The following is a 12,081-nucleotide window of genomic DNA, read 5'->3' on the forward strand; positions in this document are numbered from 1 at the left end:
AATGAGTGAACATATGAATGATGAGTCCCCCAATAAGCAGCGCGGCGCGGCGCGGGCAACCCGTGCCTATCAGAGCCATGAGGCGCCGGGCGCGGCGCTGCGCACCCCGAAAGGGGCCACGACCCTGAGCGAGAAGCGCAGCGAATCTCTGGTGCGCGCTACGCCCCTGGAAAGCGCGGAGGGTCTGGGCGCGATCAACAGCCGGGGACTGCTGGCCAGCGGCGGCTTCTTGGCGCTATTGGGGCTTAAGAATTGGCGCTCATTTATCGGCCTCGGGGTGGCCGGCATCGGCGGGGGGCTGATCTATAGCGGCCTTAAGAATAACGGCGTCTTCGAGCCAGACTTCAAACGCCGGGTGCTCAACACCCAACTCGGCGAGCCCCGTAGCTTAACCGCCTCGATCGTGGTCGACCGGCCGGTCGACGAGGTCTACGAGGCCTGGTTCGAGTGCAGCAACCTCGCCCTTTGCATGGAGTCGATCTCAGAAGTTGAGCGCATGGACGCCAACCATTGGTATTTCAAGGCAGGCGCGCCGAAGTCGAAGTTCTTCGTGGAGTGGGCGGCCGAGATCGTGAAGAGCATTGATAATGAATTGATCGCCTGGCGCACGGTGCCCGGCGCCTCCGATATCAACCACGAGGGCGTGGTCGAGTTCTACGCCCTCCCCGACGGCCTGAGCACCGAGGTGCATTGCAAAATCGTCTATCTGCCGCCCGCGGGCAAATTGGGCCAAAAACTCAGCGAGGTAGCAGGCGACTTGAGCAGCCGAATGCTCGCCGGGCAACTGGAGCGCTTTAAATATTTTATGGAGCCTCACCCCACCCCGGTGCTCGAGGATGATGCGATAAACCCGCCCGCACACGCTCTGCCCTCGCCCGCGCTGGACCACCGGATTCGCACCGATCTTCGGTGATTCGCGACCAGGGCGACCAAGAACGAAAAAGAGCGCATCTTCGATTCGACGAAGATGCGCTCTTTTTGTGTCGCCCCGCCGCGGCCGGCGGGTGCGCTCAATCGTGCTTAACGCATCAGGCGATGGTCACGCCGTCGCAAAGATAGACGTCTTGGATGGCGTGGAGGATCTCGACACCCTCGGCGCGCGGGCGTTGGAATGCCTTGCGCCCGAGGATAAGCCCGGTGCCGCCGGCGCGCTTATTGATAACTGCGGTTTCGATAGCCTGCTGAAGGTCGTTGTCGCCCGAGGCGCCGCCGCTGTTGATAAGCCCCGCGCGACCCATATAGCAGTTGGCGACCTGGTAGCGCGTCAGGTCGATCGGGTGGTCGCTGCAGAGCTGCGAGTAGACGCGCGCGTCGGTCTTGCCGAAGGTCTTTCCGCCCGGGTTCTTCACGGCGTTAAAGCCGCCGTTATTGGTGGGCATCTTCTGCTTGATGATGTCGGCCTGGATGGTCACGCCCAGGTGGTTGGCCTGCGCGGTGAGGTCAGCCGCCGCGTGGTAATCCACGCCGTCGACATTATAGCCCTCTTTATTGCGCAGGTAGCACCACAGCACGGTGGCCATGCCGAGTTCGTGTGCGCGGTGGAAAGCGCGCGCGACGTCGACGATCTGGCGGCTGGACTCCGGCGAACCGAAATAGATGGTCGCGCCAACGGCGGCCGCGCCCATATCGTAGGCTTGCTCGACGCTGCCAAACATAATCTGGTCATAGGAGTTCGGCCAGCTCATCAACTCGTTGTGGTTGAGCTTGACCAGAAACGGGATCTTATGGGCGTATTTGCGCGCCACGGAGCCCAGGACGCCGAAGGTCGAGGCGACCGCGTTGCAGCCACCCTCAATGGCCAGCTCGACGATATTGGCCGGGTCGTAATATTCCGGGTTCGGCGCAAAGGACGCCCCGGCGGTGTGCTCGATTCCCTGGTCGACCGGCAGAATCGACAGGTAGCCGCTGCCGCCCAGACGACCGTGGTCGAACATGCGCTGAAGATTGGCGAGGACGCGCGGGCTGCGATCGGTTTGACTATAAATGCGGTCGACAAAGTCGGGGCCCGGAAGATGCAAAGACTCCTTCGGGAAGGTCTTCGACTCAAAGCCCAGAAGGTCATCCGCGCCATCGCCCAAAAGTTCGACAATCTTATCAATGCTAGCCATTGCTTCGCCTCACGCTTAAATTAATTTATTTAATTGCAATACGGTTGCTAAATTCAGACCAATCCCGGCCCCTTCGCGCCGATCGAGTCGGATGATTGCGAAGGTCGCCGGGATAGGCCGAACCGCGAAGGTCGACCCGCCTCAAGAAAAAGCAAGGATCTGACCTTTAAAAGATGGGGACCGAGATTACTCGACCAGCGTCAACCACTCGGGGTGTGCGTCGGAGCTGCCGCGGACCAGGTCGAAATAAGCCTCCTGAATCAGCTTGGTGATGGGTCCGGGCTGCCCGTCACCGATCTGACGGTCGTCGACCTCGCGCACCGGCGTAATCTCTGCGGCGGTGCCCGACATGAAGATCTCATCGGCGGTGTAGAGCATATCGCGGCTAAAGCGGGTCTCGACCACTTCGATGTCGCGCTCGCCGAGCAATTGCATAACGGTGTCGCGGGTGATGCCGGCGAGGATTGACGCGCCGGTCGGCGTGGTCAGCACGCGGCCACGGTAGACCACGAAGATATTCTCGCCGCTGGCCTCGGAGACGAAGCCCTCGCCGTCGAGCATAATGGCCTCGTCATACCCGGCGTTCATTACCTCGCGCTTGGCCAGGATGCTGTTGACGTATTGGCCGGTGATCTTGCCCTTGACCATCGAGGAGTTGATATGCTGGCGGGTGAAGCTGCTGACCTTGGCGCGAATGCCATTATTAAGCCCTTCTTCGCCAAGATAGGCGCCCCAATCCCAGGTCGCGATCGCGACGTGGGTCTTGTTGCCCACCGCCGACAGGCCCATCTTCCCGTGGCCCAAGAAGGCGAGCGGGCGCAGATAGCAGTCCTGGAAGCTATTGGCCTGCACCGTCTCGACGCAGGCGCTCTCAAGCTCTTCAACCGTGTAGGGGAGGTCCATCAAGCAGATCTTGCAGCTCTCAAAGAGGCGCTGGATATGCTCGCGAAGCCGAAAAATATAGCGGCGCCCGTCCGCGCGTTCGTAGCAACGAATGCCCTCGAACGCGCCCAGACCGTAGTGCAGCGAGTGCGTGAGCACATGCACCTGGGCGTCTTTGAAGTCGACTAATTCACCGTCAAACCAAATTTTTTCTGATTCAATGCTCACGAGCGATATCCTATGCAGCGTACGATATTTATCAGTTTCCAACCGCGCCCGGTGGACTGACAGGAACCTAACTCTAACGTGGCAATCCGTAACTCGCGAAGCCCTGGGTTCGCAAGCCTGCTTGACGAGTTTAAGCCACGGAAGTTGCGGATTTAACCAATAAATCGATGGCGAACGCCGCCGATACGCTTAAATCCGGGATAATCAATCAGAGCTTCAGATAACAAACCGGGCGCGGAGTTGACAACCTGGGTCACTCAATGGTGCCCGCGCTCTCAAGCTCATCTGCAATAAGCTCGCCGACCGGGTCCTCTCCGCCGACCGCCTGGCCCGCGCCGTCTTCCGGGGTGCTATTTTCTTGGCGCAACCGCGAATCGAGCGCGCGCAACGCCTCGGCCGCCAGCAGGCCCTGGCGCACCAGTTCCTCGCGCGTCAGGGCGCTCGGCGGCTGGATGCGCCCGGCGCTCATCTGCTCGAGCGAGCGCGTGGGGACATGCGGCATCTGGTCGAGGGTATAGACCACCTGGCCGATCGGCGCAGACACCTGCGAAACATCCCGGGATTGGGGCGACTCACCCGGCGGCGAAAGTATTTGCTCTTGCCCGGCTTCTTGCCCGACGGCCACCCCGGCCCCGGCAAGAAGAAAAAGCAACGCGACCGCAACGCCTACGAATCTTTCGAACATCTCTTCCCCCCTCTTCTGTATGGATATCGTCGCTATCGGACGAATGGTCGGCACAAAGATGCCCACGCGCGTGCGCTGGACAAGCCTCCCCCAAAAGCGATCGATGACGCATGGATGCCGCGACGCGGCCGCCCTCAGGCGAGATTCACAACGCGCTTGACGCGAATCGCGTGCCGCTGCGGCGCGGGCATGCGCCCGCTTCGCTCCAGATTAACCCGCGTGAACTCGGCGCCGGCGAAGAATATCTGGGCCGAAAAGTAGACCCAGAAGAGCAGCGCGACCAGCGAGCCGGAGGCCCCGAAGATGGAGGTGGTGCTGGTGTGACCGAGATAAAAGCCGATCAACGAGTTTCCCATCGCGAAAACCAGCGAGGTCAACGCCGCGCCGGAGAAGACGTCGCGCCACTTCAACTCCACGTCGGGCAGCACCCGAAAGACCGCCGTGGTGAGCACGGTCAACAGAGTCACCGAAATGGCGATATTCCCCAGCGTGATAAGCCCCGAAGGGATCGTGAGGGTTTGGGAAAAGAAGCGCTGAAGCCCGGAGAAAAAGATCGACACCATCATGGAGAGCAACAAAAGCAGCGCGACCAGCAGAATCATAAGAAACGGCGCCAGGCGCAACTTTAGCCACTCGCGCACGCTTAATCCGCGCCGCGGGCGCACCGACCAGATCACGTTTAAGGAATCCTGCAGCGCCATAAAGAGGCGATACGCGCCCCAAAAGAGCGTGCCCAACCCGACCAGGGTGGCCAGGATCCCCTTCTTTTCGTCCTGCCAATTGTTGATAAGCTCGACGATAAAATCGCGGGTTGAGCCGCCGATAATATGGCCAAGATAGCGCCCCACAAAATCCATCACCTGCTGCTCGTCGAAGACAAAGCCGGCGACGGCCGTGGCGATCACCAGCAGCGGCGCAACCGAGAAGACGGCGTAAAACGCGATGGCAGCGGCCATCCGCCCAACCTGGTCATCCTGGTAGCGCTTGGTCGTCTCTCGGGCGATCTCCAGGAGGACCTTGTATTTTTGGCGCATCAGTGGCGAAAGGTTCATCGGGCAGATACCGTCAAAGTTCGGGTCGAGGGCGCGCTATCTTCGGGGGAGCTGCCAAAAAGCAGCGCCAAAGATACAAAGCAAAACGTGCCTTTTGCCCCGTGGAGTCACACCTTATACGGCATCCCCCGCCGGTTTGGCGACCCTTGCGCCCGGCGCGATTAGCCGATTCGTTGGTCCAGGCTATATTTACCCGGGCCTGCGAAGAACAGGCCGAAGAAGACGATCGCCGCCTCCATCGCGTGCGAGTACCCGCCGAACCCGTCGCCGATGCTGATATGAAAGAGCATCGCGACGACCATGGTCGAAAAGAGCAGAAAGGTCGCCGGGCGCATGAAAAGCCCGAGCATCAAAAGCAGGCCGCCGACCAACTCCCCGAACGCGCCCATAAAACCCATCGGCACGGACATAAAGCTTAGCGCGTCGGGCCAGGTGCCCAGCCCGACGGCCTGAGCGAAGCGCTCTCCGAGCTTAGCCCAGGCGGCGGTGCCGCCCATCATCTTTGGCCACCCGTGCACGATAAACGCCGCGCCCAGGCCGATGCGAATCGCAAGTAGGCCGAAGTCCTGATATTTACCGACGAAGTCCAGTTTAAGAGCTTTCAACATTGTTCTACACTCGCGTTTGTTAGTTTGTTGTCGTTTCGCGCGAACTTCGCGCTACATCGAATCTCGCGCACCGCGCGTCGGACCTATTCAAAATGATCCACTTCAATAAAAATTCCGCCACGTTCATCTTTCTCACCGTCATCTGCGCGGGTGTGAATATAGGGTGTGGCTCTGATGATTCCGGCGAAGGCCAGGCGGCACAATGCGCCAGCGGAGAAACTTGGAACCCGCTGTTGGGAAGTTGCCAACTGGAATCGCGCAATGGTTCTGATGCGGGGACCCCCGAAAAGGATTCAGACGCGGGCGCTCAAACCAATAATCTGGCAGATACCGGCGCGGATGCGCGCCCCGATGACGTCGAGGAAGACGGCGACACGACCTCGCCGGAGGTCGAGAATTGTTGGGACCAGGATCGAGACGGCTATTACGATGTGGCCTGCGGCGGGACTGACTGCGACGACCATAACCCGGCGGTCCACCCCGGGGCGGTCGAGGTCTGCGACGCGCTCGATAACAATTGCGACGGCCAGCTCAACGACGGGCTGACGTGCAGCTTTTTCGCCCACTCCCCGACCAAATTATACCTGGTCGACCCCTTCAAAAAGACCGCGACCTATGTCACCGACGTGCCGACCCTCAGCGATATCGACACGCATCCAGGCGGAACCCTCTACGGCATCACCTTCTCGGACCTCTACCGGTTCAACGCCCCGCAGAGCACCTGGGAGCGCGTCGGGGCCCTGAACGCCACCGGCACGCCCAATGGCCTGGCGATCAACAATGACGGGGTCGCGTTTCTGACCAGCGGGGACAAGGTCTTTACCGTGGATCTGAGCACCGGCAACGCGAGCGCGCTGGGGACCATCGGCGGGGGCTTGCGCTCCAGCGGAGACTGCGTCGTCAATAAGGATAACTCGCTCTTTATGACGAGCCCGGCCCCGAACTTCGGCGCGGTCAATGATGTCCTGGTGAGCATCAGCCCGTCGGGCCAGGGGACCCGAATCGGCGGGGACCTGGGCTTCGCCGACATCTACGGGCTCACCGCCGCCTGGCAGCGCATGTTCGGCCTGGGCGGCGGCGGCGAGCTCGTCGAGATCAACAGCGGCAGCGGTAGCGCGACGCTCATTCACCGCTTCGACGGCATCGAATGGTACGGCGCGGCGAGCACCCCGGCGCGCTGATGACCCTCGGCTGAGGGTGCTCGATTAGAGCATTTCAACGTATTCGAGGTCCCCGAGCGGCCCTTTGCCCTGGCGGATCAATTGCGGCAAATCCCCGCAGAAATCGATCACGGTCGACGGCTGCGGGAACACATAGCCGCCGTCGATCACAATATCGATATGATGGCCGTAGAGGTCGTCGATGGTCCATGGATCGGGGATGAGGTCCCCGTCGGAATGCGTCGCGCTGGTGGTGGCGATGGGGTGACCCAATCGCTCCACGATGCGAAGCGCCACGGGGTGGTCGGGCACCCGAATCCCGACCGTCTTGCGCTTATTGAGCATGACGTTGGGGACCAATTTGGTGGCCGGCAACACGAAGGTATACGGCCCCGGCAGCATCCGGCGCAGCGAGCGATAGGCGTAATCGCTGACCAGCGCGTACTCCGCGATATTGCTCAGGTCCCGGCAGATAAACGCCAGCGGCGAATGATCCGGGGAGCCCTTTATCTCGGAGACCAATCGGTGCAATTTCTCGACCGCCTTCTTATTAAAGATATCACAGCCGATGCCGTAAACGGTGTCGGTGGGATAGGCGATGAGCCCGCCGGCCTTGAGCGTCTCGATCACCTGGTCGATGCGACGCGGTTGCGGGTGCTCAGCGTTGATCTGCAGAATCATCTTCGGCCTGTGGTGGAACTAAAAAAAACCAATATCAATTCAATGACTCGCCATAAGTTATGGCGATTATTTTAGCACAATCTTGGGGTTTTCGGGATGCGCCTTATAGAAAAGGAGCATCTTGCCGATCTTCTGGGCCAATTGGGCGCCGGTGGCCTCGTGAATCTTCGCGGCGATATCGTCCATCTCGTCAAGGTCGTGGACCTTCACCTTGATGAGCTCGTGGGCGAGGATCTGGGCGTTGAAATTCTCGATCAGGTTCTCGCTATAGCCGCGGTTTCCGACCATCAGGACCGGGTTAAGCGAATGCCCAAGGGCCATCAGCTGGCGGCGCTGGGCCTTGTCGAGTTCCGGGCTAAGCTGTTCAACGAGTTCGGTATTGCTAGGCATATTTTATTGCTCTCTGGAATGATCACTAACGTCGCCCTGCTCATCAGGACAAATCGCGGATATATATTAGTTTTTGGATACTAAACAAGTCGGCACGCGAAGCAAATCGGCGCGCTGACATTTTAAGGTGCGCTTGAAATCAATCGGTTAACAATCTTGCACGCGTCCGCTAAGCTGTCGAGTTGAAGCGTCGATCTTAGCGCCTCCCTTAGTTTCCGGGCGCTTGTCGCGTTGCTTTTGGTTCCGCTATCGGCGCCAGTCTGGTATCTGTGGGGCGTGGCAACTTCGCGCGCGATCTTTTTTTGCGCCCAAAATAGATGCCCGACACCGTCGCACCGGATACATCATCCGCGCCCAGTACATCAGCCGGACGGGCAATGCAAATTCCCGCCACGCGCTGAACGCCCCCCGCGGGGCTCCGAACATCGAAATTATAACGTTCATAGTATCATCACGTTGGAGTCGATCAGGTGAAAGTTTGCCCCGAATGCCAGACCCGCTTTTCTGGAAACGAATCATTCTGTCCCAATGATGCCACACCACTGGTCGACGCGCGCGAGTTATCGCCCGGCGAATTGACCGGCCTCGACCTCAACTCCCAGATTCATCTTGAGCGCCTCGCCTTTCGCGACGACCTCGCCGAACGCTACGAGGGCGAGTTGCGCGCGGACAAAACCCCGCTGCGGGTGACCGTGTTCAACGAAGGCTTCGCCCCGGATAGCGAGCGCGTGGCGGCGTTTGAGGCGCTGCGGGCAAAGCTCGGCGAATTGGTGCCCCCGCAGGTCTTGAGCCTGCACTCGGTCGATCTTAGCGGAGAGCATCGCTTCGTCGCCGAGGAGGCCCCGGCGGGCCTGAGCATCGCCGAGGCCCTTGAGCAGCGAAAGACCCTGGATTGGAAGCTCGCCGTGCGCGTTACCTGCGCGGTGGGTCGCGCGCTCGACTATCTCGACGAACACGGCGTGACCTATAAGGGGTTGAACGCGCAGACCATCTTCATCAGCGATATGAAGACCGGCGAAATTCAGCTCGGCGACTGGGCGGTCAGCGCGCTGGCGCACCCCGAGCGCCCCCTGGAGGTCGACGCGACCGCGCCCAGCGCATTCTATGGCTATAGCGCGTTCCTTGCCCCGGAGACGATCCGCGACGCCGCGGATACCGACCAGCGCAGCCTGGTCTATTCGCTGGGCATGTTGCTCTACCAATTGATCGCGGGCAAACCCCCGTTCACCTCAAAGACGGTCGAAGATAGCCTGAAGCGCCACCTCCACGAGAAGCCGCTGAAGCTGTCCATCGCGTGCGGCGGGGCTGGGCTGCACCCTGATCTCGACGAGATCTTGGACATGATGTGGGTCAAGGCGCCGGAGCGACGCTTCCAGAAGATCGCTGCGTCCATCGCCGCCCTCTCCTCCTTGCTCGACGAGGCGCCCGACGCCGTCGCACCGGTTCTCGTCGCCGCAGACAAACCGGTCTTCGACAAAACAGAAGTCGCCGCCGAACCCGCGAAGGTCGAGCCGAAGAAGGAATCGCCCGCCGGCGGCCAAAATACCATCATGGGGATGCCCGCCATCTCCATGGAGCAAATCGAAGCGGCGGCCGAAGAGGCCAAGCAGGAAGCGGAAGCTGAGGCCGCGGAAGCCCAAGTAATTGAGAAAGACGAGGAAGAGACGCCGTCGATCATCATCGACGAGTCTCTCCTTGAGCCAAAAGAAGAGGCCGAAGAAACCCCGTCCATCATCATCGACGACTCCCTGCTGGGTGACACCGAGTCGGAGCCAAAGGAAGAGAAAGCCGCTGATGAGAAAGCCGCTGATGAGAAAGCCGCTGATGAGAAAGCCGCTGATGAGAAAGCCGCTGATGAGAAAGCCGCTGATGAGAAAGCCGCTGATGAGAAAGCCGCTGATGAGAAAGCCGCTGATGAGAAAGCCGCTGATGAGAAAGCCGCTGATGAGAAAGCCGCTGATGAGAAAGCCGCTGATGAGAAAGCCGCTGATGAGAAAGCCGCTGATGAGAAAGCCGCTGATGAGAAAGCCGCTGATGAGAAAGCCGCTGATGAGAAGAAGAGCAAAAAAGATAAAAAGAAGAAAAATAAAAAGAATAAGAAAAACAAACAATCCGGCAAGGATAAGCCCAACGCCGATGACGAAGAGGTCGCCGAGGAGGCGAAAGAAGCGAGCGAAGACGACAAAGAAGAAGAAGTCGCGGAGCAAGTAAAAGAGGACGAGGAGGAGGCGCCCGCAAAAAGTGCCAATAAGCCATTCGAGATCGGCTTTATGGAGACTGAGAACGACGGCGGCGGCGAGTTCGCCGAGACCTGGTTTGGCGCCGACGCGGATAGCGCATGGGATGAATCCCAGATCGAAGAGCATATTGAGGTCTCCGAGAATCGCCAAAAATATATCACCTACGGCATCATCGCTGCGGTCGCCGTGGCGATCTTCGCCGCTGTGTTCATTCTGGCGAACTCGGGCGATGAGCCGGCGGACGAACAAAACGCGACCGCCACGGAGAGCTCAGACGCCGAGAAGGACCAGGCCCGCAACGAGGCGCTTCGGGCGAGCTTCGACAAGGCGGTCGCTGACGGCCAGCTTGTTCGCCCCGTGCGCGGCAGCGCGCTGTCGAACCTGGAGAAATTGAAACGCTTCGCCGAGGATGATGATATCTACCGCGAAGCGCGCACGATTTTCATCGAGAAGGCCATGGAGCTTGCGCGCCAGAACGAAGCGGACAATCCGACCTACGCGCTCAACCTCGCCGGGTATGCGAACCAGTTCGACCTGAAGAACGAAGAGATTAAGGCGTATCAGGAGAAGTTAAGGCAGCAGATCAAAGCACAGGGCGCCAGCGCCCCGGCCGACGATGAGGGCGCGAGCGAGGACGGCGCCGATGCGCCCGACGAATCGGCCGCCAATGACCCGAAGAAGCCCAAGAATACCGGTTCGACCAAGTCGGAGACGGCGACCGCCAACCCCCCGGCCAAACCGGCCGATAAGCCTGCTCCCAAACGCTCGGTGTCGACCATTTTGGCCGAAGCTCGCGCCGCGACCAAGGCCGACAAGCTCAGCACCGCAGCCTCGCTATACCGCGAAGCCCTGGCGATCTCGCCGTCGACCGCTTCGATTCACGCGAGCCTCGGCGAGGTGCTCTTTAACCAGGCGAAATTTAGCGAAGCCCTGACGCCGCAGAAGAAGGCGGTTCAACTCTCGCCGAACAATAATAACTACGCCAATGATCTGGGTAAGACCCACTTCCGTCTGCGCCAATACTCCGCTGCAAAAAAGCAATGGGATAACGTCCTCAAGCGCGACCCGAATAACGCTGCCGCCAAGAGCTACCTCAAGCTCCTCGACGGCAAATTATAAGCCGGCTACGCCCCCGCCGCACGAGCGCGCGCACCCTCCCCTGAGCATCTCCCAAACAAAATATGCGCTCACCCACCATGTGAATTCGCGGTGGGTGGGCGCATATGGGAACACCAATCAGCCTCTACAATTTAGGAATGGACCGGGCGCTGCACTTCTTTGAGCAGCGACTCCCAGTCGATGGAGAGCAGCGTCGTGCGGGCCTCCTCGTCGCTGAGCACCGAGCGAATCCGCGGGTCGGCGAGGGTAAAGGCGAAGCGGTCATCGACGATCGCCTCCATCAGCGCGGGGTCCTGGCTCATCGACTCGATGATATCGCGGCGCAGAAAATCGTTGGCGCGGGCGTGGTCGTGAAGAACGGCGTGCCGGTTAAGCTCTTCGACATAATAGCGAAGCTTGAGCGCCGCGTGCAGCTCGGCCAGGTCGGGCAATTGCCACGGGGCGAGGACGTTATTCTCCTCGACAAATGTGGTGGCGGTGCCGCCGCGAAGCGCCATCGCGTTGGAGGGGTCGATGCGCTGAACCGGCGCGTCGAGCAGCACCAGGAGGGTCAGGACGAAATAGGATAGAAGCAGGCCCTTCACCCCGCCCAAAACGCTGCCGCCGAGACGGTCCAGGCGGCTTAGATTCTCGCTCACCGCGCGCATCGCCCGCACCAGCAACCAGCCGGCAATCGCGATGGTCAGGTAGATGGAGACGCCGGCGATGAGCAGCGACGAGACCTCGATGGCGGGCTGGGACCACTCGCTCTCGGAGAACAGAACCTCGCGCACCGGCACGGCGGCGTAGGAGGCGCCGAGCACCGCGAAGACGGCCGCGGCGATCTGGCCGAGCTGAGAAATCGCCCCTTTTCGCCACCCCAGGAAGATGGTCACGCCAATCAAAAATATCGCAATGATATCTACGGTCATCGTATCGGTCACATCAA

The 12,081-nt window shown here is 60.2% G+C and carries 11 protein-coding genes; 3 read left to right on the forward strand and 8 right to left on the reverse strand.

Annotated features, from left to right (window positions below; translation table 11 throughout):
- Position 1: 1 nt before the first annotated feature.
- Positions 2 to 913: an SRPBCC family protein gene (locus tag DN745_RS09735; protein WP_111334392.1), complete on the forward strand. Its 912-nt coding sequence runs from the start codon at positions 2 to 4 to the stop codon at positions 911 to 913.
- A 115-nt stretch (positions 914 to 1,028) separates the two neighbouring features.
- Here the strand turns inward: DN745_RS09735 and DN745_RS09740 are convergent, their stop codons facing one another.
- The 5 genes from DN745_RS09740 to DN745_RS09760 form a co-directional block, all read right to left on the reverse strand.
- Entirely contained in the window at positions 1,029 to 2,108 is a 1,080-nt protein-coding gene (locus DN745_RS09740; RefSeq protein ID WP_111334394.1) for a class I fructose-bisphosphate aldolase, read from the reverse strand.
- 186 nt (positions 2,109 to 2,294) lie between these two features.
- Positions 2,295 to 3,212, reverse strand: coding sequence for a branched-chain amino acid transaminase (locus tag DN745_RS09745; RefSeq protein ID WP_111337615.1), 918 nt, complete (start codon positions 3,210 to 3,212; stop codon positions 2,295 to 2,297).
- A gap of 259 nt (positions 3,213 to 3,471) precedes the next feature.
- On the reverse strand, positions 3,472 to 3,903 hold the full coding sequence (locus DN745_RS09750) for a hypothetical protein (protein ID WP_133621804.1): 432 nt from the start codon (positions 3,901 to 3,903) through the stop codon (positions 3,472 to 3,474).
- 134 nt (positions 3,904 to 4,037) lie between these two features.
- Positions 4,038 to 4,955 (reverse strand): YihY/virulence factor BrkB family protein, encoded by a 918-nt coding sequence (locus tag DN745_RS09755; protein ID WP_111334398.1) that lies wholly within the window; start codon positions 4,953 to 4,955, stop codon positions 4,038 to 4,040.
- Positions 4,956 to 5,116: 161 nt separating this feature from the next.
- Positions 5,117 to 5,563, reverse strand: coding sequence for a DoxX family protein (locus DN745_RS09760; RefSeq protein WP_111334400.1), 447 nt, complete (start codon positions 5,561 to 5,563; stop codon positions 5,117 to 5,119).
- Positions 5,564 to 5,655: 92 nt separating this feature from the next.
- On the opposite strand from DN745_RS09760, the gene DN745_RS09765 reads away from it, so the two are divergent.
- The gene (locus DN745_RS09765) at positions 5,656 to 6,744 is read left to right on the forward strand and encodes a putative metal-binding motif-containing protein (RefSeq protein ID WP_111334402.1); all 1,089 of its coding nucleotides are present in this window, start codon (positions 5,656 to 5,658) and stop codon (positions 6,742 to 6,744) included.
- Positions 6,745 to 6,768: 24 nt separating this feature from the next.
- On the opposite strand, the gene DN745_RS09770 is transcribed toward DN745_RS09765, so the two are convergent.
- On the reverse strand, positions 6,769 to 7,404 hold the full coding sequence (locus tag DN745_RS09770; RefSeq protein ID WP_111334404.1) for an L-threonylcarbamoyladenylate synthase: 636 nt from the start codon (positions 7,402 to 7,404) through the stop codon (positions 6,769 to 6,771).
- 66 nt (positions 7,405 to 7,470) lie between these two features.
- Positions 7,471 to 7,794 (reverse strand): YhbY family RNA-binding protein, encoded by a 324-nt coding sequence (locus DN745_RS09775; protein WP_111334406.1) that lies wholly within the window; start codon positions 7,792 to 7,794, stop codon positions 7,471 to 7,473.
- A 470-nt stretch (positions 7,795 to 8,264) separates the two neighbouring features.
- Between DN745_RS09775 and DN745_RS09780 the strand changes: the two genes are divergently transcribed.
- Positions 8,265 to 11,153: a serine/threonine protein kinase gene (locus tag DN745_RS09780; RefSeq protein ID WP_111334408.1), complete on the forward strand. Its 2,889-nt coding sequence runs from the start codon at positions 8,265 to 8,267 to the stop codon at positions 11,151 to 11,153.
- A 131-nt stretch (positions 11,154 to 11,284) separates the two neighbouring features.
- On the opposite strand, the gene DN745_RS09785 is transcribed toward DN745_RS09780, so the two are convergent.
- Complete coding sequence (locus DN745_RS09785; protein ID WP_133621802.1) at positions 11,285 to 12,064, reverse strand: CvpA family protein; 780 nt, start codon at positions 12,062 to 12,064, stop codon at positions 11,285 to 11,287.
- Positions 12,065 to 12,081: the final 17 nt, after the last annotated feature.

The sequence above is a fragment of the Bradymonas sediminis genome (assembly GCF_003258315.1).
In the GTDB taxonomy this organism is placed as follows: domain Bacteria; phylum Myxococcota_A; class Bradymonadia; order Bradymonadales; family Bradymonadaceae; genus Bradymonas; species Bradymonas sediminis.

Excerpts from the sequence above, each read along its gene's own strand:
- DN745_RS09750 (WP_133621804.1), bottom strand. The coding sequence starts at position 3,903 with ATGTTCGAAAGATTCGTAGGCGTTGCGGTCGCGTTGCTTTTTCTTCTT.
- DN745_RS09760 (WP_111334400.1), bottom strand. The coding sequence starts at position 5,563 with ATGTTGAAAGCTCTTAAACTGGACTTCGTCGGTAAATATCAGGACTTC.
- DN745_RS09785 (WP_133621802.1), bottom strand. The coding sequence starts at position 12,064 with ATGACCGTAGATATCATTGCGATATTTTTGATTGGCGTGACCATCTTC.
- DN745_RS09765 (WP_111334402.1), top strand. The coding sequence starts at position 5,656 with ATGATCCACTTCAATAAAAATTCCGCCACGTTCATCTTTCTCACCGTC.
- DN745_RS09755 (WP_111334398.1), bottom strand. The coding sequence starts at position 4,955 with ATGAACCTTTCGCCACTGATGCGCCAAAAATACAAGGTCCTCCTGGAG.
- DN745_RS09735 (WP_111334392.1), top strand. The coding sequence starts at position 2 with ATGAGTGAACATATGAATGATGAGTCCCCCAATAAGCAGCGCGGCGCG.
- DN745_RS09775 (WP_111334406.1), bottom strand. The coding sequence starts at position 7,794 with ATGCCTAGCAATACCGAACTCGTTGAACAGCTTAGCCCGGAACTCGAC.
- DN745_RS09770 (WP_111334404.1), bottom strand. The coding sequence starts at position 7,404 with ATGATTCTGCAGATCAACGCTGAGCACCCGCAACCGCGTCGCATCGAC.
- DN745_RS09740 (WP_111334394.1), bottom strand. The coding sequence starts at position 2,108 with ATGGCTAGCATTGATAAGATTGTCGAACTTTTGGGCGATGGCGCGGAT.